The organism is Paraburkholderia fungorum (assembly GCF_046027215.1).
GTDB classification, from domain to species: Bacteria; Pseudomonadota; Gammaproteobacteria; order Burkholderiales; family Burkholderiaceae; genus Paraburkholderia; species Paraburkholderia fungorum_D.
In genome coordinates, this window is record NZ_JAQQEN010000002.1 from 611,190 (window position 1) to 632,543 (window position 21,354).

The 21,354-nt window shown below is 62.6% G+C and carries 19 protein-coding genes and 1 pseudogene; 14 read left to right on the forward strand and 6 right to left on the reverse strand.

Annotated elements, in window-relative coordinates:
• Positions 1-110: 110 nt before the first annotated feature.
• Positions 111-233 (forward strand): annotated as a pseudogene (locus PQR27_RS23455) (M23 family metallopeptidase); the annotation flags it as partial.
• A gap of 43 nt (positions 234-276) precedes the next feature.
• On the opposite strand, the gene PQR27_RS23460 reads toward PQR27_RS23455, so the two are convergent.
• A complete protein-coding gene (locus PQR27_RS23460) occupies positions 277-2,346 on the reverse strand; it encodes a putative bifunctional diguanylate cyclase/phosphodiesterase (protein WP_408526029.1) in 2,070 nt (689 codons plus the stop codon).
• A gap of 357 nt (positions 2,347-2,703) precedes the next feature.
• On the opposite strand from PQR27_RS23460, the gene PQR27_RS23465 reads away from it, so the two are divergent.
• Genes PQR27_RS23465 through PQR27_RS23490 form a run of 6 tightly spaced genes read left to right on the forward strand, consistent with a single transcriptional unit; the run spans position 2,704 to position 9,863 of the window.
• The gene (locus PQR27_RS23465; RefSeq protein WP_408526030.1) at positions 2,704-3,648 is read left to right on the forward strand and encodes a hypothetical protein; all 945 of its coding nucleotides are present in this window, start codon (positions 2,704-2,706) and stop codon (positions 3,646-3,648) included.
• A gap of 20 nt (positions 3,649-3,668) precedes the next feature.
• Positions 3,669-4,997, forward strand: coding sequence for a hypothetical protein (locus PQR27_RS23470; RefSeq protein ID WP_408528281.1), 1,329 nt, complete (start codon positions 3,669-3,671; stop codon positions 4,995-4,997).
• 16 nt (positions 4,998-5,013) lie between these two features.
• Complete coding sequence (locus tag PQR27_RS23475; protein WP_408526031.1) at positions 5,014-7,167, forward strand: 8-amino-7-oxononanoate synthase; 2,154 nt, start codon at positions 5,014-5,016, stop codon at positions 7,165-7,167.
• A 44-nt stretch (positions 7,168-7,211) separates the two neighbouring features.
• Positions 7,212-8,342: an aminotransferase class I/II-fold pyridoxal phosphate-dependent enzyme gene (locus PQR27_RS23480; RefSeq protein WP_408526032.1), complete on the forward strand. Its 1,131-nt coding sequence runs from the start codon at positions 7,212-7,214 to the stop codon at positions 8,340-8,342.
• A complete protein-coding gene (locus tag PQR27_RS23485; protein WP_408526033.1) occupies positions 8,335-9,096 on the forward strand; it encodes a GIY-YIG nuclease family protein in 762 nt (253 codons plus the stop codon). Before PQR27_RS23480 ends, PQR27_RS23485 begins: the two co-directional genes overlap by 8 nt.
• A complete protein-coding gene (locus PQR27_RS23490; RefSeq protein ID WP_408526034.1) occupies positions 9,093-9,863 on the forward strand; it encodes an amidohydrolase family protein in 771 nt (256 codons plus the stop codon). Before PQR27_RS23485 ends, PQR27_RS23490 begins: the two co-directional genes overlap by 4 nt.
• Here PQR27_RS23490 and PQR27_RS23495 read toward each other — a convergent pair whose 3' ends face one another.
• Positions 9,864-11,207, reverse strand: a complete 1,344-nt coding sequence (locus tag PQR27_RS23495) for a sigma 54-interacting transcriptional regulator (protein ID WP_408526035.1) — start codon at positions 11,205-11,207, stop codon at positions 9,864-9,866.
• A 646-nt stretch (positions 11,208-11,853) separates the two neighbouring features.
• Between PQR27_RS23495 and PQR27_RS23500 the strand changes: the two genes are divergently transcribed.
• Positions 11,854-12,120 carry a hypothetical protein gene (locus PQR27_RS23500; protein ID WP_408526036.1) on the forward strand — a complete coding sequence of 89 codons (267 nt, stop codon included), beginning with the start codon at positions 11,854-11,856 and terminating at the stop codon, positions 12,118-12,120.
• Positions 12,039-12,527 (forward strand): tannase/feruloyl esterase family alpha/beta hydrolase, encoded by a 489-nt coding sequence (locus PQR27_RS23505; protein ID WP_408526037.1) that lies wholly within the window; start codon positions 12,039-12,041, stop codon positions 12,525-12,527. The genes PQR27_RS23500 and PQR27_RS23505 overlap by 82 nt, the downstream gene beginning before the upstream one ends.
• A 215-nt stretch (positions 12,528-12,742) precedes the next feature.
• Here the strand turns inward: PQR27_RS23505 and PQR27_RS23510 are convergent, their stop codons facing one another.
• The 3 genes from PQR27_RS23510 to PQR27_RS23520 form a co-directional block, all read right to left on the reverse strand.
• On the reverse strand, positions 12,743-13,765 hold the full coding sequence (locus PQR27_RS23510; RefSeq protein ID WP_408526038.1) for an aldo/keto reductase: 1,023 nt from the start codon (positions 13,763-13,765) through the stop codon (positions 12,743-12,745).
• Between the two features lie 92 nt (positions 13,766-13,857).
• Positions 13,858-14,724, reverse strand: a complete 867-nt coding sequence (locus PQR27_RS23515; protein ID WP_408526039.1) for an NmrA family NAD(P)-binding protein — start codon at positions 14,722-14,724, stop codon at positions 13,858-13,860.
• Positions 14,725-14,758: 34 nt separating this feature from the next.
• A complete protein-coding gene (locus PQR27_RS23520; protein ID WP_408526040.1) occupies positions 14,759-15,100 on the reverse strand; it encodes a DUF4148 domain-containing protein in 342 nt (113 codons plus the stop codon).
• Positions 15,101-15,260: 160 nt separating this feature from the next.
• Between PQR27_RS23520 and PQR27_RS23525 the strand changes: the two genes are divergently transcribed.
• Complete coding sequence (locus PQR27_RS23525) at positions 15,261-16,172, forward strand: LysR family transcriptional regulator (RefSeq protein WP_408526041.1); 912 nt, start codon at positions 15,261-15,263, stop codon at positions 16,170-16,172.
• 55 nt (positions 16,173-16,227) lie between these two features.
• Here the strand turns inward: PQR27_RS23525 and PQR27_RS23530 are convergent, their stop codons facing one another.
• Positions 16,228-17,124: a fructose bisphosphate aldolase gene (locus tag PQR27_RS23530; protein ID WP_408526042.1), complete on the reverse strand. Its 897-nt coding sequence runs from the start codon at positions 17,122-17,124 to the stop codon at positions 16,228-16,230.
• A 251-nt stretch (positions 17,125-17,375) separates the two neighbouring features.
• Between PQR27_RS23530 and PQR27_RS23535 the strand changes: the two genes are divergently transcribed.
• The 4 genes from PQR27_RS23535 to PQR27_RS23550 all read left to right on the forward strand — a co-directional run bounded on the left by PQR27_RS23535 (position 17,376) and on the right by PQR27_RS23550 (position 21,209).
• Positions 17,376-17,786 (forward strand): rhodanese-like domain-containing protein, encoded by a 411-nt coding sequence (locus tag PQR27_RS23535; RefSeq protein ID WP_408526043.1) that lies wholly within the window; start codon positions 17,376-17,378, stop codon positions 17,784-17,786.
• A gap of 195 nt (positions 17,787-17,981) precedes the next feature.
• On the forward strand, positions 17,982-18,950 hold the full coding sequence (gene ftrA, locus PQR27_RS23540; protein WP_408526044.1) for a transcriptional regulator FtrA: 969 nt from the start codon (positions 17,982-17,984) through the stop codon (positions 18,948-18,950).
• A gap of 246 nt (positions 18,951-19,196) precedes the next feature.
• Positions 19,197-19,964 (forward strand): bestrophin-like domain, encoded by a 768-nt coding sequence (locus PQR27_RS23545; RefSeq protein WP_408526045.1) that lies wholly within the window; start codon positions 19,197-19,199, stop codon positions 19,962-19,964.
• A 39-nt stretch (positions 19,965-20,003) separates the two neighbouring features.
• A complete protein-coding gene (locus tag PQR27_RS23550; RefSeq protein ID WP_408526046.1) occupies positions 20,004-21,209 on the forward strand; it encodes a DUF2252 domain-containing protein in 1,206 nt (401 codons plus the stop codon).
• Positions 21,210-21,354: the final 145 nt, after the last annotated feature.

The following is a 21,354-nucleotide window of genomic DNA, read 5'->3' on the forward strand; positions in this document are numbered from 1 at the left end:
GCGTCTGAAAACCGGTTACATCGCCACGCATCCGCGCATCCGCATACCCAGGCGGCGGGTTCGGTGAGTTTTTTCACGCGCCGTACCGCGCTGACCATTGCAGTTGCCGCGGCGCGCGCTTCGGCTCGCCGTTCGGCAACCGCAGCGATCCGTTCACGCACCGTTTGAGTTTTCATCCGGGCATCGATCTGGTTGCCAGAACCGGCACGCCGATTCTGGCGGCGGTCGCCGGTACCGCGCGCGAGGAGCGCAAGGCCGGCTAGCCGTCAGCACACCTCAGGCGGCAATCATTCTTCCCCTGAGCAGTTTGCTGAAGTCGTCGGCGGAAAGGGGCTTGCCTAGCAGAAAGCCCTGCATCTCGTCGCACATCATCGCCTTGAGTTTGTCGAGCTGCGATTCGGTTTCGACGCCTTCGGCCACCACGTCCATTTCCAGCGAGTGCGCGAGCGCGATGATCGCCGAGACGATCGCGCTACCCTCGGGACCGTGCTCGTCGAGGCCGTTGGTGAAGAAGCGGTCGATCTTCAGCTGCTTGACGCGAAAGCGCTGCAGATAAGCGAGGCTCGAGTAGCCGGTGCCGAAATCGTCGATCGCGATTTCAAAGCCGCTTGCCTGGAATTCGCGAATCATCTCGATGGTTTTCGGCGCGTCCTGCATCGCCACGGTTTCGGTGATTTCGAACATGATCTGTTCGCATCGCACGCCTTCGGACTGCACGATGTCCAGCATCGTTTCGACGAGGTTCGGTTGCGACATCTGCCGCGGCGAAAGATTGATCGCGACCTTCATCGACGGCAGGCCTTCCGCGATCCACCTGCGAATCTGTCGGCAAGTCTCGCGCAACACCCAATAACCGATCTGCACGATCTGGCCCGAGCGCTCGGCAATCGGTATGAACTCGAGCGGCGTGAGCGTGCCCAGTTGCGGATGCTCCAGGCGGATCAGCGCCTCGGCGCCCGCCAGCGAGTCGCCGCTGCCATGAAACTTCGGCTGGAAATGCAGCGAAAATTGACCGGCGTTGAGCGCTTCGTGCAACGCGCTCTGGATTTGCAGCGTGCGCGTGGCGGCCTCGTTCATGCTTGCTTCGAAGAACCGATACGTGCTGCGGCCCGCCCGCTTGGCTTCGTACATGGCCGCATCGGCGTGTTTGAGCAGTGTGTCGACGGTGTCGCCGTCGTGCGGGTAGAGCGCGATGCCGATACTCGGCATCACCTGCAGGGGTTGCGAGTCGGTCCACACGCCCTGGCGCATCCGGTCCAGCACGCCTTCGGCCATCGCGCCGGCATCTTCACGCGAGCCGATGCTCTCGGACAGCACGACGAATTCGTCGCCGCCCAGCCGCGCAACCGTATCGTTCGCGCGCACGCACAGCAGCAGGCGTTGAGCGAATGCGGACAGCACTTCGTCGCCGACCGAGTGGCCGAGCGAATCGTTGATGGTCTTGAAGCCGTCGAGATCCATGAAGAGGATTGCGAACATGGTGCGCTGACGGCGCGCGCTCTGGATCGCGCGTTCGATACGCTCGGTCAGCGTGCGGCGATTGGGCAGGCCGGTCAGCACGTCGATCGTGGCGAGCCGCACGATCTGGCCGTTCAGGTTCGACACCGCGCCGGCCAGAAAGCTTGTGCGCGCATCGAAACGCGACAGCAGCAGCGTGACGATCAGAATCGCGAACGTGAACAGGATCACGGAAGTGGCAAGCCAGGCGGCGTTCACGCCCTTGGCCGCGCCGCACACGGCGCCGGGCGGAAACTCGGCGGCGGCCATGCCCACGTAGTGCATGCCGCTGATCGCGACGCCCATCACCAGCGCCGCGCCCACACGCTTGCGCAACACATGGCGTGCATCGTCGTTGCTGAGGGCACGCGCCATCCACAGTGCGGCGGTCGCCGCGCCGATCGCAATCACAATCGAGGCCGCAAACCACGCCGGGTGATAGTGAATAGATGGCGTCATCTGCATCGCGGCCATGCCGGTGTAGTGCATGCCGGCGATGCCGATACCCATCAGCAGGCCCCCCGCCGCGAGCCTGGCCGGCGTTAGCCGCGGCAGGGTGGTCGCATACAGTGCCAGATACGATACGCCGATCGCGAGTCCGAGCGAGCAGGCGGTCGCCGCGAAGTCGTAGCCGAGCGGAATCGGCAGCGAAAAGGCCAGCATGGCGATGAAGTGCATCGACCAGATGCCGACGCCTAGCGCAGCGGCGCCGCACAGGCGCCAGGCATGCCGCAGACCTGCCGACGCCAGCAGGAAGATACGGCCGGTCAGATCGAGCGCCGTGTACGACGCCAGCGTCGCCACGACGAACGAGATCGCTACCAGCCAGAAGTTGTATGAGCTCTGCATGTCTAGTCCAACCGCGAAAGGGAAGCGGCTGATCTGGTTATCGACCGTTAGCGGAAATTATTTAACTTATTCTTAATATGTTAGCGATTAGCGGTGACCTTCTCCCCCGTGGGCTCGGCATGCCCACCAACCAGACGCTAGTGCACGGCGACGGAAGATGGCCCGCGAAGCAAGCTTCGTGCGGCGCGCCGCTTTGCGCGCGGAACTGCGAAGCGCGATTCGCTTCTGGTCATGAGACGCCCGGTTCGAAGCCTTGCCTGGCAACCCGTCCGATGATTTTCTCCAGCTGGCACGTCCTCTGCATTGAACGGAGCACGCGAGATTCCGTTCTCGCCAACCTCAGTCAAGGAGAGGCAAATGCACGATATCGGGACTTCCAGGCCCGGCGGTTGGGGTCCTGGCTACAACGAGTTTGAACAGGAGCTTTCCCCGGAACTGGCTGGCGAGTTTGGCCAGGAGCTGGAGAACGAATTTGCCAACGAGTTCGAGAATGAGTTCGAGGCCGGCGAGACCGAATTCGAAAACGAGTTCGAGAACGAGATGTCCGGCGAGATGCAGGAAATGGAACTCGCTGCCGAACTCCTCGCCGTGAACTCCGAACAGGAGATGGAGCAGTTCCTCGGCGGCCTGATCAAATCGGTTGGGCGTGCCGCCACCAACTTCGCGAAGTCGTCGGCGGGCAAGGCGCTGGGCGGAATTCTGAAGTCCGCGGTGAAGTCCGCGTTGCCGATTGTCGGCAGCACGTTGGGCAATCTGGTCGTGCCGGGTGCCGGCGGTCTGATCGGCGGCAAGCTCGCCGGCATGGCCGGCAGCGCTCTCGGGCTCGAGCTGGAAGGGCTGAGCAATGAAGACCGTGAGTTCGAAGTGGCACGCCGGCTGGTGCGCATCGGCCAGCACGCGGCCCATCATCTCAGCGCGGTTCCCCCGCATGTTCCGCCGGCGCGAGCCGCACGTATCGCGTTCCTGCGCGGCGCGCGTCAGGTTGCACCGGGACTCCTGAGCGCGATGCGCACGATCGCGCAAAACGGCATTGGCGTGGCGCGTCAAAACCCCACGCCGATCTTTGGGCCGGCATCGTCGATTGGCCGCGTGCCGCAGCCAGGTGCCGGGTCAGGTATGCCCACGCGCTTCGGACAGACCGGTTATGGCCAGCCAGGTTACGGCGCTCCCTCCGGCACCAGTTGTCCTTCATGCGGCACGCCGGTGGCGCAAGGCCTGGCGCACAGCGGATACTGGCGCCGGTCGCGCAACGGACGCGCGATCATTCTGTACCTGACTCCGCAGCACCGCTCTGCTTACTGAGCGCCGCGATGTCCTCCGCGATGAGTCCTTGCGCCCAGGCACTGCGCCTGCTCGAACAGGAAGTGCTCGGCATCCGTGCACGTCTGGACGCGCAGCTGCCCTACGCGCTGCAAATGCCCATGGTGCCGGCGGCAAACGTCAGCGATGAAGCGATGGCGGCAATCGAGAAGCATATGCAGGCGGCCAGGCGGCAACTGCGAGTGCAGATCGCGCACTTCCTGCGCCAGTTGCGCGGGATGGCCGCCACCCCGCACAACGCCGCGCTGGCGCAGCGTCGCTATGCGTTGCTGAAGCTGTATTTCCACGCGGCGCTGACGCACTTCGAGATCTTCGCGGAAGTGCTGACGCAACGCAGCCAGCATGGCACCGGTATATGGCTCTCCGGACTGGACGTCGCCGCGCAGGACGGCCTCAGACAACCGGGCGTTCCCCTGGCGGCTCCGCCTGTCATCTGCTACGTCGAGCGCGGCCATGGCGGTGCGATCCGGCGCGCACGCACGCGCTTGCCCGGCGGCGGTGACAACCCGGTGGCCGTCATCAGAATGCCGCGTGAGCGGATGGTGGGAACGGGCGTCGCAGCGTCGCTCTATCACGAGGTGGGCCACCAGGCCGCGGCGCTGCTCGATCTGGCCAACGCATACAAGCGCGCGTCGCCGGCAAGAACGGTTCACGGACTTCCGGTGTGGAGCGCGTGGGAGCGCTGGATCAGTGAGATTCTCGCCGACCTGTGGGCGGTATCGAGAGTGGGTATCGCGGCGACCTGCGGTTTGATGAGCGTCGTCAGTCTGCCACGCGCCTTCGTTCTGCGTGTCAATCTGGACGATCCGCATCCCGCGCCGTGGATACGCGTGAAGTTGTCGGTCGCCATGGGCAAGGCGCTCTATCCGCATCCGCAATGGGATCAGCTGGAGCAGGTGTGGGAAAGACTGTATCCACGCTCGCAGATGAACCCGGGACAGCGCAAGGCGTTCGACGCGCTGGACCGCGCGATACCGCAGTTCGTCGCGGTGCTGCTGGCGATACATCCTCCCGCGCTGCGTGGCCGCAGTCTGGGTGCCGCGCTGCGGCTTCCCGACCGGCATCCCCAGCATCTGCTGCGTGTGTGGCACGCGGTGAAATTTCGGCCACAACAGTTTCTTGCCGATACGCCGACGCTCGCGTTCGCGGTGCTGGGTCAGGCGCGCCACAGCGGTCTGTTGCCGGCAAGCGAGGAATTGAAGGTCATTGCCGAACTGCTGCAGCGCTGGGCACTTGCCGGTTATTTGCCATGGAGCGCGGGTAGTGCGCAATTGAGCGTTGCGCTTAATCAGCATGAGACGAGCAGTACGCCCCTTGCCGCTTACGCATGATTTCTGAAGGAGAAATATGATGGTTTCCAGACAATTCCCTGTCACGCTGATGCTGGCCGGCAAGTACAACGACAACGTGGGTAAATATGAGGTACAGGATCCGGCCAGCGCAGGTGGGAGCTACGTCACGATTTCCTGCCGCATGGGTCCGAAGCGCACACCTTTTCCGACGACCGGCGATCCTGTTTTGCCGTTCGAACCGGGCGAGACCGTTGAGGTTGAACTCGAAATCTCTCTGCATAACGGCAAAGAACATTCGAGCGCACAGGCGAAGGAACTCGACAGTGCGCTCAACGAGCTGGTCGATTTCGAGAAAAATGATTCGTTGAAGACGCAGATTCTGATGCAGCTGGCGCACGCGAACAGCGTCACGTTGAGCTATCAGATGCCCATTCCGCAGCAACCCGGCGAAACCGCCGCCGGGGCGCCGCCAGCTGCGCCGTCACCGGCAGACACCCAGGACGACGCGCAGGGAGGCGGGCAAGAAAGCAAACGCGTGGCCGTCGTGGATGCCGACCCGGCCGCGGCTGGCCCGAATGCCAATCTGAAGCAGCAACTTGCTAACCGTCAGCGATTTCCGTTGATGAAGACAGGCGCCTCCTCACAAAACAATCAGCCTCCGCTGGATCCCATCGGCGCCAGTTCGGGGCCGGCCGATGGCGACTACAGGACCTCGAAGACGATCAATCTGCAACGCACCACCCGGCCGCTGACCGGCGACGTCGCGCTGTGGCTGTTGATCAAGCTGAACGCGGACATGCTGAGCTGGACCAATTACGCCAGCCAGATCGACGCGCTGTTCTTTCCCGGTGGTTCGGCGGTGGATGGCGCCGGTGCAACCGCCCAGACGCAGCAGTTGCGGTCTCCGATGCTTGACGGTACGCAGCAATTGAGCCGGCGCCGCTTTCTGCCCTTCACCGATACGGATGCTTATCGTGCGTTGAAGGTGGCAACCGAAGCGTTTGTCGTGACGTGGGGCGGCGTGGTGCCTAGAGGGCCCGACTTGCCGCAGATCGCAACACTGCTGACTTACGATCCCGAAGCCCTCAGGCTCGCGAATGAACGGCTTGGCCTGACCATCACAGCCGAAGGGCCGCTCAGCGACCAGTACTTCGGAAAAACTGGCTCACCCACCTTGCCGTATCTCCGGCGAGTGGTGCAGGCCTTGCAAGGTACCGACGCCGCGGCCTCGGCGGAACAAGCATTCGCAGACGCGGCGCAGACCGACGGCATGGGTTGCGGTGAACGTTGCCTGTGGCTGGAGTACTGGAACAACGACATCTCCGCGAAGCTGGCCTATCCCCCGCTGATCGAACTGATCTGGAGCTACTGGATGGAGGAGATGCAGCTCGTGCAGACGATGAATGCGATCTCTCGCCGCTTCCAGAATGTGTCGAGCGGACCACGCGATCCGCTGAACCAGATTGAGCTCGATGCGCTGCGGCCGTTGAACAACCTGATCTGGGGCTGGGTGCAGGACGAGCAGCATCGCCTGCCGATCGAGCGGCGCGCGGCCGAATATCAGCACGAATACGGCTTCAGGCTGATTGGCCGCGCTGTGCCGAAAATACACGCCGCCGACAACCGTAGCAAGTTCCTCGCTGCGTTCCATACGCTGCTGAATCTGTGCGTGCCGTTCTTTCGCCAGGCGGACGACACCACGGTCGTGCCGGACGGTTTTCCACTGCTCAACGCGCTGCGCGAAGTGCACCTGATCCTCTCCGAAGGCGCGCATAACCAGTTCCGCGACATGCCCACCACGTCGCGTGTGGAAATGATGATGCAGCAGTGGCTGCTCGCGCGGCCCGAGTTCCGTGAATACCTGCCGCGTCGCGCGATGATTGCGTATCCGGAACCGTGGATGCATTCGGTGGAAAGCATGCGCAAGCTGCAGGGTTGGGGCGACACCAATACGTATCAGTTCTGGCAACTGGCGACAACCGGCGAGCAGATCGTGTCGTCGATCCGCTGGAGCGACTGGAACTCGATCAACGATCCGGTCAACGCGGCGAACTGGGCAGCGTTTTTCCGGCCGGAGATTCAGACGTATATCCATTCGTACCGAGCCGTGACGGGCATCGACGTGGGCGCGGAACCGGTGGACGTGCAGGTGCCTGGCATGCACCTGTTGCGGCGCCTGAATGAACAGAAAGGAATCAAGGTTGCGTGACCAGGAGCCGCACGCATAACGGGCAAGGCAACGCGGAATACGCAATGATCGATTTTGCTTCGGCGCTTTATCTCGGCCTGCAGCATCCTGCCGCGCAGCTAGGTGGCTATACGACGCTGACGACGGGCACGCCTGCATCGCTTGCCGCTGCGCCGCTCGCCAACCGGCTTGCGGCGCAGGCTGCCGAGTTGCAAGGCTGTGAAGCGGGTCTGGTAGCGCCTTCGACACTGCATCTCGCCATCGACGTATTCGACCGGATCGCGCGCACGCATGCGCTCGTTGCCGACGAGGCGCTGTATCCGGTGATGCGGTGGGGCCTCGAACGCGCCGTGGGCCTGGGCGTGCCGGTGACATGGTTCCGTCACGGCGATCTTGCGGATCTTGCCCGGCGTATCAAGCAACGGCGCAGCGCGAGGCCGCCCGCGGTGATGACGGACGCGACACGTATTGAAGGCGGGGTCGTGCCGATTGGACGCTATCTGAAACTGGTGAGCAGTCGTGGAGGGTTCATCGTGGTCGATCACAGTCAAATGCTCGGCTTGATGGGGGAGCGTCCGGCGCTGCGGCATCCGTGGGGAAGGGGCGGCGGCGGAGCGGTGCGGTATGCGGGTCTTACTTCCGCACAACCGGTGTTGTTGCTTGCGTCGTGGGCCAAGGCCTTCGGCGCGCCGCTGGCGACGCTCTGCGGTCCGGACGCGCTGGTGCGCGAAATCGCCCGCGATGGGCCCACGCAGTCCCATTGCAGCGCAGCGAGCCAGGCGGCGTTGCTCGCCGGACTCAACGCGCTGGAGATAAACCGGCGCGAAGGCGCGCAACTGCGTGCTGGCTTGCTGCTGCTGCTGAGGCATCTGCATGTCGGCTTGCGATGGCTAATGCGCACCTGCATGCCGGATCTGCAGGTCTCACGACGCGACCATCCGCTGCAGCAGATGCATCTGGAGACGGCGGAGCGCACGCTCGCGCTGCATGCCGGGCTGCGCAGCAGTGGCTTTCGTACCGCGCTGCTGCGTCAGCATCACGGACGCTACGCGCTGGCTGTCGTGATCCGCGCGAATCACTGCGTGGACGATGTCGATGCGCTGCTTTCGGCAATGGCCGCGCTTGCCGTTCGATTGCCCGGCCACGAACGCGTGACGGCAAGTCGCTCTTCGATGGAGGAACGCCAGCATGTTTAAGACCGCAGATGGTGAAACGCTTGAACTCGCGCCATGGCGCATGCGCCGCGCGATGCGGCTCGTCGCCGAGGTGCGCCGCTATCCGCCCGGCACACCGCCGCAAGCGCTGATCCGGGACTTGCGGCAGATCTTTGCGCGCGCGCGCCGCGTGAGCACGCAACCGCGTATCGGCACCGCCCGCCTGCAAAGTTCGGGGGCGTGCTGTCAGGCCTGTCTGCTCGCACGGCAGCAGCAGGGCGTACTCACGTTGCTTGGAATCAGTCTCTCGCCACAGTCGCGCAGCCCTCATCTCTATGAGAGCGGCGCGCCGCAATTCGAGTTCGAGTCGATGCCCAGGTCGGCGACCGTCGATCTGAAATGGACGGACTGGCTGCCACTCGAACGTGCGCCGGATAAGGTCAAGGGTGCAGGCGTGTATATCCTGCGGCGTGCGGGCAGCGCGATTTATGTCGGCATGTCGGCCAACCTGCCGCAGCGCTTGCGATTACATCTCTGGTGCGCGAATAACCACGGCAATACCGGCTTGAGCGTGGCGGTAGCCAACGTCGACGCCGGCGCGCTGCGGGCAATCGAACACACGCTGGTGCGCGCGCTGCGCGATCACGTGATGAATCGGCAATTGAAAGTGGCAATGAAGATCGGCCCCGGGCCGCTGAAGGTCACGCATCTCCTGCCCAGTGGACTGTCGTCGCCCTATGTGACCGGGAACCGGGTTCAGCGTCCAGCGGGTGGGCAATTCGAGTGGTCGACATGATCCTTGATTTTCATGTGCACGCGGGGCAGGGCGACGGTATGACCGGACCGTGGGATACGACTGCACCGCTTACCGCGTATGTACGCCGCGCGAACGAAGCCGGCATCGTCCGCTCGGTGCTTCTTCCGGTGTTTCAGTCGGACTATGCGCAAGGCAATCGCGACGTCGCCGCCATCGTGCGCGCCGATCCGCGCCGCTGGGTCGGTTTCGCGATGGTGCATGCCGAACGTGATCGCGAACGGACGCATCAAATGATCGAAGAAGCCGTGACGCAACTCGGCTTGCGCGGCATCAAGGTTCATCGTCACGACGCGCGCATCCACCGGCAGGTGTGCGACGCCGCGCGGCGTTGGCAATTACCGGTGCTGTACGACCCGGGCGGCGAAACCGGCTCGCTCAGTCTGCTCGCACAGACGCATCCGGATGTCGCTTTCGTGTTCGCGCATCTGGGCAGCTTTGCGGACGATTGGGCCGCGCAGCGACAGGTCATCGACCTGATCGTACGGTATCCGAATCTATTTGCCGATACAGCGGGCGTGCGGCGCTTCGACCTGCTAGAGGAAGCCTTCGCGCGAGCGGGGCCGGCCAAGCTGCTGTTCGGTTCGGACGGGCCGTGGCTGCATCCGGGTCTGGAACTGGCGAAGATCCGTGCGTTGCGGCCTTCACCGGCCGCTTTTGCCGCTATTGCGGGCGGCAATGCGGTGCGCCTGTTGGGGCGCTCGCGAGCACCGTCGGTGTCGCGTTCTTCAGGCGTGCCTGCCGCCTGACTAACCGCTTTCCGACGGACGTCCCTGCCGGCGTAATTGCAACGCACGCGGCGTCACCCCCAGTAATTCCGCCGCGCGCCCAGTCGATCCGGCACGGCGTTCGGCAATCCGCACCGCGATCGACTCCGCGATCTGCCCGATGCCCTTCAGGCCAAGGCCGGCATCCAGCGCGCCTTCCACCGCGTGGGCGAAGGTCTGCTCCCAGCCGTCGGCGTTGCCGCCGGCACTCGTATCGATGGCGAGTCCATCCAGGCATCCCGTGCTCAGCACACGAAAGCCGTGCTGCCGGTCCGCCATACGATGCACGACATTGCGCAGTTCCCGCACATTGCCTGGATAATCGGCGCCGCTCAGTTGCCGCATGACCTCGGGCATCACCTGCGGGACCGGATCGCCGTGCTCCGCGAGAAAATGCCGGACCAGCAGCGGGATATCTTCACGCCGCTCTGCGAGCGTCGGCGCGCGTACCGTCCACTGTGTCATGCGGAAATACAGATCGCTGCGAAAGCGGCCCGCCAGCACCTCGGCTTCGAGGTTCCGGTTAGTCGCGCAGACCAGACGAAAATCCGATTTGCGCCAGATGTCTTCACCGACGCGCTTGAACGCGTGCTCCTGGACGACGCGCAGCAGACGCGCCTGCAACGGCAGTTCGAGTTCACCGACTTCATCGAGAAAAAGCGTCCCGCCGTCCGCCAGCGCGACCGCCCCGTCCCGAGCGCTGACCGCGTGTGTGAACGCACCTTTCGCATGGCCGAACAGTTCACTGCCGGATAGCTCCGGGCTGAGGGTCGTGCAATCCACCACCACGAACGGACCCGGCCGGCGCTCAGGGTCGAGATCGTGGATCAGTCGCGCTAGCAGTTCCTTGCCACAACCGCTCGCTCCAAGCAGCAGACAGGCGCCTCGACCGAAGCGTCCGACCTCGGCGACCTCGCGCAATGTCGCGCGCCATACGGCCGACTCGCCGACGGCTCGCCTGCACAGCCAGTCGGACGCGAGGACCGCTTCCAGCGACGCGAGCCGCGCGAGGCGCAGGACGAGTTCGCTGAGCAGCGTGTCCTCGTCGTCGGCTGAGACGACGTCGCAAACCGACGCGGGCCACCACGTTTCAGGCTGACACTGGCCGCGCGTACTGGCGGTGCATCCGGCAATGAACGCGTCGGGCAGGGGAAAGCGCCGCAGCCAATGATCGGCGGCCAACGCAACGCGCTGAGCATGCGCGAGCACCACGACGACGTGCATGCCTTCACCTGTGCCGGATACGTCCACGTCTTCCGGCAGGCCGTGCTGGCGCAGCGTCTGTGCAAGCCGCGGCGCGTCCTCGTCGTGGAGAACGACACGCATCCAATACCTCGTAAGCACAGGAAATCAGATTCCGCCAAGCGGTGAAATTGCATAAGCGGAAGCGATGCCTTTGATCGCGTCGATGAGTGAAAATATTCAAGGACGAGACAACGCTTTATGCCGCGAAGCCGCTCACGGATGTTCACATTCGTGGTTTGTAAACGAAAAGAAATCACACGAATAAAAATAGGGGATCGGGATTGGGTAAAAAAAGCAATCGTCGGCACATTAAAACCCGTGCGGTTGTCGGCACGCGCTCAGCGTGGAGTGAAGACCCCCTTCATGGAAAGCGGACGCCTTCCAGATGGGAACAGATCGGCGGCCTCGCAAATTGACATGATCATCTCGATACCGCAGTGCGATGGTCTCCAGGCAGACCCGACCGCATCGCGGCGAAAGCGGGTTAACACTGGCATGGCATACGGCCGAAACATCCCTAATCTTGCTCCAAATTAGATGAACGACCGGACAGTTTATTAATGGTCTGCCGTCGCGTCGTCTGGTGAAATTGTCTCCCTAAACAGATACCGATCTACTGCTCGTTGCCGCGCAGCGACCCTGCTCGTGCCGACGCAAGCAAAGGGCGCGACGTGCCGGCGATAGCAGCAATCAGTGCGGTATCAATCTGGAGACATCACGTGAACAGTTGGATCGAAACCCATACATTTCGACGTTGGTTGTCGCTCTCATCGGCCTCGCCGCACAAAATCTTCCGGCCGACTATGACGGGATCATTGCCGGCGACGAATCGATGAACATGGCGACTCAGGTGACGGCGATGCTGAATATCGCCACGCATGCCGGTTCAGCGGGATTGCCGTCGAGTGCACAATGGACCGCCGCCTACAACGCAGCGGCAGCGACGTGCGGCACATCGAACGGCGTCATCCTGAATCCGGCTGCGTGCACGTAGGCGCGGATCACAACCTGCAGGCGATCGCGCAATACCTGATGGCCGGTGAAAAGATGATCTCGTTTAACGGGGGAGCGGATCCTCTGATTTCACCGCGTGATCATCTGCGCAACTGGCAGACGGTCACGCAACTAGCGGGTAGCGCAGCGAGCAATGCGCGGTTTTATATGGAGCCCGGTGTGGGTCGCGTGCTGGGCGGTAACGGACCGGATCAGACCGACTACCTGGGCGCGATGATTGCCCGGGTCGCGCAGGGTACGGCGCCAGGTCAACTGCTGCTGACGAAGTTCGACGCTAGCGGCAACGTCATCGCGACCTTGCCCGACTGTGCTTATCCTCTCGTGCCGCACCATGCAGGGTCCGGCAACGCGAGCGACGCGGGCAGCTATACCTGCGCAAGTAGCTAAAAAAATCTACCAGGCATTTCGCCTGCGAGACCGGCCGACGTCACCAGTGATTGCGGTGTTCTTGATGTTTTCAGACAGAGGTGGGGTTGCGCCGCTGGACTATGGGAGTTGTTCTGGTGGCCCTCGGCGCACACATGACCTTCGATGCACTGAAGCTGGGACGCATCTATTGAGCTGACTATCGCAGACTGGCTGGATCATGGCCGGTCAAGCAATCAGACCACTACTCGATCCTTGTCGTGGAACTGCTGCATCCAGTACGGATAGGGCAGGTGCGGCTGCGAAACCTGATTCAAACGTTCGGTCTGCGCCGCGTTCAACGCGATTTGCTGAGCGTCGACGTTAGCGGTCAGTTGTTCAGGCGTGCGCGCGCCAACAATGACGGAGCAGACTTCACGGCGTGCCAGAATCCAGGCCAATGCCACCTGAGCCGGCGAGGCGTTCAATTCCGTAGCGATGTCGCACACTACACGCACGACAGGATCCGCCTTTGCCGGATCGATCGGTGGAAAATTCAACCTGGTCCGACGCCCGGTTTCGCCGCTGCTTCCCTGCGTGTACTTACCGCTCAGGTATCCGCCTGCGAGCGGACTCCACACCAGAAGCGCAACGTCATTCGCTTTTGCCACCGGCGCGATCTCGTGCTCGACGTCGCGGCTCGTCAGCGCATAGTGAACCTGATTGCTGACGATGCCGGCCCAGTCCGTACGGGCGGTAATTCCCTGTGCGCGCTCCAGATCGCCCGCGCTGAAATTGCAGACCCCGACGTGCCGCACCTTGCCCTGCCTCACAAGGTCGTCGAGAGCACGAAGCGTTTCTTCCAGCGGAACAAGTTCATCGCGGTCGTGCAACTGAAACAGGTCGATATGATCGCGGCCGATACGCCGAAGACTCGTCTCCACCGACCGCATGATGTGCGAGCGGCCGAGCCCGACGTCGTTCGGGCCGACTCCTGTGCGCAGACGGACTTTGGTCGCGACCAGCATGCGCGACTCGTCGAGTCCAAGTTCAGCCAACGCCTGGCCGACTACCGCTTCAGACTGCCCTTGGGAATAGGCGTCAGCCGTATCGATCAGGTTGATACCGCGCTCGACGGCCATCGAGACAAGCCGTGTGGCCTGGGCACGGTCGAGGCCGGCAATTTCGCCCCAGATTCCGGTACCGGAACCAAAGGTCATGGCGCCAAGACAAAGACGGGAAATGCGCAGGCCTGACCTGCCGAGTGTGCTGTATTCCATAGCGAACCCCTTGAAATGAATCCCTTGATGGACGATGGGCGGAACACATCCGGCGACACGACATCCTGTACGCGCCGCCAGGTGCGTGCGCGTTAGTCCGCCTGCGAGACGAGGTCACGCAGAACGATTCCCAGTTCCACTTCGCCTTTGACGATGTCGGCTTCCCCGCCTTCGAAGGCGATCCAGCCTTCATTGAATCCATCGAGCATGCGCATACGCGGCAACGGCTCCTTCATGCCTTCCGACCGGAACAGCGCGTCCCATGTTTCGCGCTGCACCACCTCAGCACGAACCGGACGACCGAGCACCTGGGCAAATGCCTTGGCCAGATCGTTCGGGCTCACACGTTGCGGCCCCTCCAGCTCGACGACACGCACGCCGTGCCAGACCTGCTGAAGTAGCTGTGCCGCAACGCGACCGACGTCCGCGGTCGCGACCATCGGCACTGCCTTGTCGAGTGGCTGCAGAAAGCTGGGGATCATCCCCTTGTTCCGGGCCGGCGCAACGTCCCATGCGGCGTTTTCCATGAACCAGCCGGGACGCAGGAATGTCACGGGCATCGGTAACTCGCGAAGAGCCTGCTCCATCAGCGTGCGTTGCGTGAGCAGATTGGTCTCGGTGGCCTGCGCGCCAATCGTCGACAGGCAGACCACCTTACCGGGTGCGGCCGACTCGAGGGCCGCGCGCACGGCTTCGATGACAGAGCGCGCCTCGGGAAAGCCCGGCGCCGGATCGAATTCGGACGGCGGCAGAATGAAGACGCCTTGCGTGCCTTCGAACGCGGCCCCAAGTGACGCCGCATCGTCCATGTCGGCTGTCACCACTTCACAGCCGCGCTCAGCCCACGAACGTGCCCGAGCGGCATCGCGCACAACCGCCCGTACCGGCTGGCCTGCTGCGAGCAACGTGCGCGCCACTGCACCGCCGACCTTTCCTGTGATCCCTGTGATTGCGTACATTGAAGTTTCTCCTTGCGTAGATAGATGTGACCGGTCAGTGACGTGCGTAGAGCGAGTCGAACGGTGCATTCGCGGGCGCCGCCGCAGCACTGACGCGGTTGCCGGAGGCGGAAGACCCGCTGCGCGTACCGCCCACGCTGCTTTCAACGTTCGATCCGGCGCCCTTCGGCAAGGCCACAGCCGCTTCGGCTGCCTGAACGTCAGCGGGGTAATGCGGATCATTGGCGGGGCCAGGCCGGTAGCCCGCGTTTTCCAGTTGTACGAGCTCTGCGCGCACCTGCGCACGAGTGACAGTCGAGTTGGATTCCTGCGCGTATCCAGCGCCAGGGAAGGCGATGGCGGCTGCGATGGCAAGTGCGAGATGACGGATGTTCATGGCAATGCTCCTTTGGAACGTTGAGGTTGAAACGGACCGTTGGGATGCATTGTGGGTAAAGGCGATAAGAAACTAAATGACATGAATGACACTTATGAAGTGACTTACAGTTACTAATGCGTCATAGTCCGATTCTTGACGCACTGTGCGGGGAACGCCTATGAGATCGTCCAGCGAAAATCTCTCTAGCGGTATCAGCGTATTTGCTGCCGTCGTCGATGCGGGGACGTTCGCCGCCGCTTCCGAATTGATGGGTATGTCGCCACCTGGGGTTAGCCGGGCAATCGCCCGACTCGAGAGACGGCTGAAAATACGGCTCTTCAACCGGACGACCCGTGCCGTTTCCCTGACTGAAGAGGGTCGACGGTTCTACGAGCAGGTCATGCCGCACTTAAGGGGAATGGAGGAAGCGGCCGCAGCCGCGACAGGAGGCGGCGCGACCGTGCGTGGGAAGCTGCGAATCAATCTCGATCCGGCTTTTTTGCGTACCGTTTTGGGCCCGAAGCTCGACGAATTCATGGATGTGCATCCTGAACTTGAACTCGAGTTCATTGCACGAGATCAACTTGGCGACCTCATCATGGACGGCTTCGATCTGGCCTTGCGATTTGGCGAACCGCGCTCATCCAGTCTGATTGCGCGAAAGCTTCTGGACACCGCGGTTGTCACCGTTGCAGCACCTTCGTACCTCGCTCGCCGGGGGCGGCCAGCGGAGCCTCAAGAACTGGGTCTCGGTGTACACCGGTGTATCGAATTCCGGAACCCGGAAACCGGCAAGCCGTATCCGTGGGAGTTTCATCGCAAGCGCAAAAGGCTGGTTGTCGAAACGAATGGACGGCTTACGGTGAATGATCCGAGCGCACTCCTCAATGCGTGTCTGGCCGGCTCCGGCGTCGCGCAGATGCTTCTGCTCGGAGCCGAGCCTCTGATTCGGGAGGGACGGCTCGTCAACCTGTTCCCAGACTGGCCGGATGAGCGTTTCCCGCTCTATGCGTACCATCCATCGCGGCACCACGTGCCGGCCAAGACAAGGATATTTCTCGACTTTATCGTCGCTTTGACGAGTACGTGAATATCCGGCGCGGGCGCGCCTTTATCCGTCAGGCACGCCCCTCCTGAAATTTGCTTCAAACTTTTATAACGGAGGCCTGATAGATCTCGTCGACCGACTTCTCCAGCGTCGCGTCGAACTCGCTGTCGCTCATCGATTTCTTGAGTTCGTTGATCAAAGCCCTGGAGAAGCTGGCGATCATGCCATGATTGGTAGCGAGCCGTTCGCACGCGTCGGCTCGCGTGTAGCCTCCGGAAAGCGCGACTACCCGCGTGACGCGCGGGTGCTCGATCAGTGGACGATAGAAGTCGGCTACGTCAGGGATGGTCAGCTTGAGCATCACACGGCTGCTCTCCGGCAAGGCGTCGAGACCTTTGGTCAGTTCCGCGAGGAGAGTGGCTTCCGCTCCTGCCTTGTCGGGACTCTTGATCGAAACCTCGGGTTCCAGTATCGGCATGAGGCCGTGCGCCTCGATCTGCGCTGCCAGCGAGAACTGCTGGTTCACAATGGCAGCGATACCGTCTAGCGAATTCAGGTTGATGACCGAGCGCATCTTGGTGCCGAAGATACCGAGCTTCACTGCCCGATCGAGCAACTCGCCCAACCCAGGTATCGGCTTCATCAGTTGCACACCGTCGGCTTCGGCTTCCAGCCCCTTATCGACCTTCAGGAAGGGCACGACGCCGCGATCCTCCCACAGGAACGTTGGGACCGGTTTCCCCAGTGCCTGACCGTCCATGGTAGCTTCGAACAGAATGGCTCCAATGATCTTGTCCCCGGTAAAAGCGGGCGCCGTGATGATGCGCACGCGCATCTCGTGTATCAGTTTGAACATCTCCGCGTCAGAGCTGTACGCGCTCTCCGGAATGCCATAAAGCCGTAGTGCGCCAGGGGTCGATCCGCCGCTTTGATCCAAGGCGGCAAAAAATCCCTGTTTTTCAGTCACTTGCGTCAGCATCTTGTCATTTGCCACGACAGTCTCCCGTTCGACAACCGAATATTGGACCAGGCACTTCTGGTCTGAATCAACTGCGTTCAATATATTCTAAATCCATGGCGCGATGGCATGGATGCAGATGTCGACCTTCGCGCAGAGGCGGTCGTGGGGTCTGCACCGGGAACGCCATGGCGTGATGTTACCGGTATCTGTCGATTACGCCACTGGTTGACCGTGCATGAGAACGGGACAATGCGTTGCAATGATCCACGCACAAGGAGCCTTGCATGTCCCCTGTCTCGTCCGTACCGGCTGCCGACAGCGCCGCAGCGCTTGCCCACTTCAGCGCGTCGTTGGCATTCGAAACCGATTGCGCCGACGTCCACGCGGCACTCGCGAGCGATGACCCACGTTCGGTCGATTTCGTACTGCTCGACGTGCGCAGCCCCGCGCGTTTCTCGCGCGGCCATGTACCGGGCGCAGTGAATCTTCTGCACGGCAAAATCGTCGCGTCGAAGCTCGGCGAGTATCCGCCCGATACGCTCTTCGTCACCTATTGTGCGGGCCCTCATTGCAACGGAGCAACGCGCGCCGCAATCAGGCTCGCCCAGCTCGGTCGCCCTGTGAAGGTAATGATTGGCGGCATTGCAGGCTGGCTCGACGAGGGTTTCCAGCTGGCTATTGCCAATGAGGAGTGACCTCGGTGCGACAAATCGTGAGCTGTTAACGGCCTCTGCCGGCACATGGGGCAGGGGAACGTTGTCACCTTGTTTTCCCGTAAAGCGCTATCGATCGCAAAAGCGCTATTGAGCGGGGACACAGGAGCCTTGATTGTCGCGATGCGTCGTGCGCGGGTAAGTGGCGTAACCCCGAATCTCCGGTAACATCACGCCATGCACAATCATCTCGTAGTCGCGCTGGTGTACGACCGGCTCTGCACTTTTGAATTCGGTTGCGTGACCGAACTGTTCGCGCTCGAGCGTCCGGAACTCGGCGTCGATTGGTACCGCTTCGCGGTGTGCGCGAGCGAACCCGGGCCGATCCGCGCGGCAGGTGGCATCACCGTTACGGCGCCATATGCGCTGAAGATGCTCGACCGGGCGGACACGATCGTCGTTCCCGGCTGGCGCGACGCGGACGAATTGCCGCCTGAAGCGCTGCTAAAGAAGATTCGCGCCGCCTACAAGCGCGGCGCGCGCCTCTGTTCGATCTGCTCCGGCGTGTTCGTACTGGCTGCCGCGGGCGTGCTGGACGGCAAGACCGTCACCACGCATTGGCGCTATGCCGAAAAATTGCAGCAGCGCTACCCGTCATTACGCGTGCAGCCGGACGCGCTGTATGTCGACGAGAGCCAGATCATCACCTCGGCGGGATCGGCCGCGGGGCTCGACATGCTGTTGCACCTGGTGCGGCGCGATCATGGCAGCGCGGTGGCGAACCGGGTCGCGCAGCGGCTCGTGGTGCCGCCGCATCGCGAGGGCGGCCAGGCGCAGTTCGTGCCGCGCCCGATGCCACAGGACGAAGGCGGGCGCCTCGCGAAGCTGATGGACTGGGTGCGCGAGCATCCGGCCTTGCCGCACACCTTACGCTCGCTGGCCGAGCGCGCAGCGATGAGCCCGCGCACGCTGCAGCGGCAGTTTCACGATGCCACCGGAATGGCACCTTACGAATGGCTGGTGCGTGAACGGGTGGCGATCGCCCGCGAACTGCTGGAAGCGCCATCGCCCGTGCCGATGGTGCGCGTCGCGGAGTTGGCGGGTTTTGGCTCAGAGGAGTCGCTGCGGCGGCATTTCAGGCGCATCGCGTTGACGAGCCCGGGCGCGTATCGCAAGAAATTCGGCACGCAGGACGCGGTGGCATAAAGAGACTGCACGGCAGAGGTTTTCACAGGGCGTCACGCGCCGCGTGATAGTCGTGTCGACGCGCGCCGCATCGGTTCGCGCGATTGCCGAATTTCTGTCAGCATCACGGCCAGCGTGCGGGTCGATCCACGTCGACTCTGAACCCTTCCACGCCTGCGCTGCGGCGCTTATCATCAGCAGTTGTGCACGGTTGTTCCTCGTCCGAAAGCGTTTCCCGCCCATCCGCTTTGAGAAAAACACCCGCCCATGCAAAACATCTTCGATTACCCGGCCTTCCTGTTCATCCTTTCGTTTGTTGTAATGTGGCTGGCCGCGCGCATCGGCGCGTCGGTGTTGCGGCGCTTCAGGAGCATCGAGGAGGATGCGCGCGACGACTTCGGTGTGATCGAGGCGGCGACGCTGACCCTGCTCGCGTTGATCATCGGCTTCACGTTCTCGATGGCGGTGGCCCGCTACGATCAACGCAAGAATTACGAGGAAGAAGAGGCGAACGCAATCGGTACTGAATACGTTCGCGCCGACCTGCTACCCGCCGCGGACGCGGCCACCGTGCGCGGTCTGCTGAAAACCTATCTCGACGAACGTGTGCTGTTCTACACCACGCGCGATGACGACGAACTCGCGAGAGTCAACGCCGAGACAGAGCGCCTGCAGGCGGCGATGTGGTCGTCGATAAAGAACGTCGCTGCCGCGCAGCCAACGCCAGTGACCGCGCTAGCCGTTTCCGGCATGAACGACGTGCTCAATACCCAGGGCTATACGCAGGCGGCGTGGTGGAATCGCATTCCTGCCGCGGCGTGGGCGTTGATGGTGGTCATCGCCGTGTGCGCGAATCTGCTGGTGGGCTACGGCGCGCGCGGTTTGAAGGCGGGAGCGGGGCTGTTGCTGATCGTGCCTCTGGTCGTGTCGCTGGCGTTCGGATTGATTGCCGATATCGACAGCCCGCGTGGCGGCGAGATTCGCGTCAAACCACAGAATCTCCACGCACTGGTCGATTCGATTCGCCCACGTTGATCCAGGATTGATTACTGAGCCGTACCGAGGAGGACAGCCATGCTCGACATCGCGCACACCATTGCCAGCTTCAACGCGGGACGCGACCCCGAACGGCTCGCCATGAAATACACGCTTATGCGTGCTTCACCGTTCGTGTTTCTGCGCGGTACGTGCCATCTGTTTTATGCCCGCCTGCCGCGCGACAAGGTGCTCGACGATGCGCCGCCGGTGTGGATCTGCGGCGACATGCATCTGGAAAATTTCGGCAGCTACAAGGCCGACAACCGCCTGATCTATTTCGACAACAACGACTTCGACGAGGCCTGCCTCGCGCCCAATCTTTACGAACTGGTGAGGCTGCTGACGAGCGTGCTGATTGGCGCGAGCGATCTCAAGCTGAGTCGCGCGCAGGCGCTTGCGCTCTGCCACACCGCGGTCGATTCGTACGGCGCGGCACTGGCCTTCGGCAAGTCGCGCTGGATCGAGGCGGAGACCTCGGTCGGCATGGTGCGCGATCTGTTCGACGCGCTGGCCAGCCGTTCGCGCGCCGCGCATCTGGACCGGCGCACCGTCCTCAAGGGCAAGACTCGCGTGCTGAAAGTGGACGGCAAGAAAGCATTGCCGGTCGGCGACGAAGCACGCGCCGCGGTCACGGCGTTCATGCAGAAGTTCGCTGCCGGCGAGCCCAATCCGGCGTTCTATCGCATCATCGACGTGGCACGGCGGATCGCCGGCACCGGCAGTCTGGGGGTGGACCGCTACGTGATTCTGGTCGAGGGCAAGGGCCCGCCCGACGGCAACTATCTGATCGATCTGAAAGAGGCGCTGCCTTCTTCGGTGACCCCGCGTGTGCGCACGCCACAGCCGAAATGGCAGAGCGAGGCGCAGCGTGTCGTTGAAATCCAGCGCCGCAATCAGGCGGTCTCGCAGGCGTTTTTGCATGCGGTCGACTTCAATCAGCGTTCGTATGTGTTGCGCAGTCTGCAGCCATCGGAAGACCGGGTGGCGCTGAGCGGCTGGGACGGCAAGCTGCCACGGCTCGAAGAAGTGATCAACAGCATGGCCGAACTGAGTGCGTGGGCGCACTTGCGCAGCGGCGGCCGGCAGAAGTCGTCGATTGCAGATGATCTGATCGCATTCGGCAATCGTAAGGACTGGCAATTGCCGTTGATCGAACTCGCGACGCAGTGTGAGGCGCAGGTGGCGACAGACTGGAAAGCGTACTGTGCGGCCTATGATGCCGGCGCATTCAACGGGCCGTGAGGCGGTGAGGCTGGCCGCGCGGAGCGCGCCGCGCAAGCCATCCCTCTCCAGACAAACCCTGATTGCTCCGTTGAATCCGCCGCTGCTATCGTTCGCTGGTCCCTGTGGAAGCGCTTCCACTTCCACCTCCAGGCGGGTTCCAGAC

What these genes read in the sequence shown, in the direction of transcription:
- PQR27_RS23460 (WP_408526029.1), bottom strand. Translation starts at nt 2,346, where the DNA reads ATGCAGAGCTCATACAACTTCTGGCTGGTAGCGATCTCGTTCGTCGTG.
- PQR27_RS23465 (WP_408526030.1), top strand. Translation starts at nt 2,704, where the DNA reads ATGCACGATATCGGGACTTCCAGGCCCGGCGGTTGGGGTCCTGGCTAC.
- PQR27_RS23470 (WP_408528281.1), top strand. Translation starts at nt 3,669, where the DNA reads ATGAGTCCTTGCGCCCAGGCACTGCGCCTGCTCGAACAGGAAGTGCTC.
- PQR27_RS23475 (WP_408526031.1), top strand. Translation starts at nt 5,014, where the DNA reads ATGATGGTTTCCAGACAATTCCCTGTCACGCTGATGCTGGCCGGCAAG.
- PQR27_RS23480 (WP_408526032.1), top strand. Translation starts at nt 7,212, where the DNA reads ATGATCGATTTTGCTTCGGCGCTTTATCTCGGCCTGCAGCATCCTGCC.
- PQR27_RS23485 (WP_408526033.1), top strand. Translation starts at nt 8,335, where the DNA reads ATGTTTAAGACCGCAGATGGTGAAACGCTTGAACTCGCGCCATGGCGC.
- PQR27_RS23490 (WP_408526034.1), top strand. Translation starts at nt 9,093, where the DNA reads ATGATCCTTGATTTTCATGTGCACGCGGGGCAGGGCGACGGTATGACC.
- PQR27_RS23495 (WP_408526035.1), bottom strand. Translation starts at nt 11,207, where the DNA reads ATGCGTGTCGTTCTCCACGACGAGGACGCGCCGCGGCTTGCACAGACG.
- PQR27_RS23505 (WP_408526037.1), top strand. Translation starts at nt 12,039, where the DNA reads ATGGACCGCCGCCTACAACGCAGCGGCAGCGACGTGCGGCACATCGAA.
- PQR27_RS23510 (WP_408526038.1), bottom strand. Translation starts at nt 13,765, where the DNA reads ATGGAATACAGCACACTCGGCAGGTCAGGCCTGCGCATTTCCCGTCTT.
- PQR27_RS23515 (WP_408526039.1), bottom strand. Translation starts at nt 14,724, where the DNA reads ATGTACGCAATCACAGGGATCACAGGAAAGGTCGGCGGTGCAGTGGCG.
- PQR27_RS23520 (WP_408526040.1), bottom strand. Translation starts at nt 15,100, where the DNA reads ATGAACATCCGTCATCTCGCACTTGCCATCGCAGCCGCCATCGCCTTC.
- PQR27_RS23525 (WP_408526041.1), top strand. Translation starts at nt 15,261, where the DNA reads ATGAGATCGTCCAGCGAAAATCTCTCTAGCGGTATCAGCGTATTTGCT.
- PQR27_RS23535 (WP_408526043.1), top strand. Translation starts at nt 17,376, where the DNA reads ATGTCCCCTGTCTCGTCCGTACCGGCTGCCGACAGCGCCGCAGCGCTT.
- ftrA (WP_408526044.1), top strand. Translation starts at nt 17,982, where the DNA reads ATGCACAATCATCTCGTAGTCGCGCTGGTGTACGACCGGCTCTGCACT.
- PQR27_RS23545 (WP_408526045.1), top strand. Translation starts at nt 19,197, where the DNA reads ATGCAAAACATCTTCGATTACCCGGCCTTCCTGTTCATCCTTTCGTTT.
- PQR27_RS23550 (WP_408526046.1), top strand. Translation starts at nt 20,004, where the DNA reads ATGCTCGACATCGCGCACACCATTGCCAGCTTCAACGCGGGACGCGAC.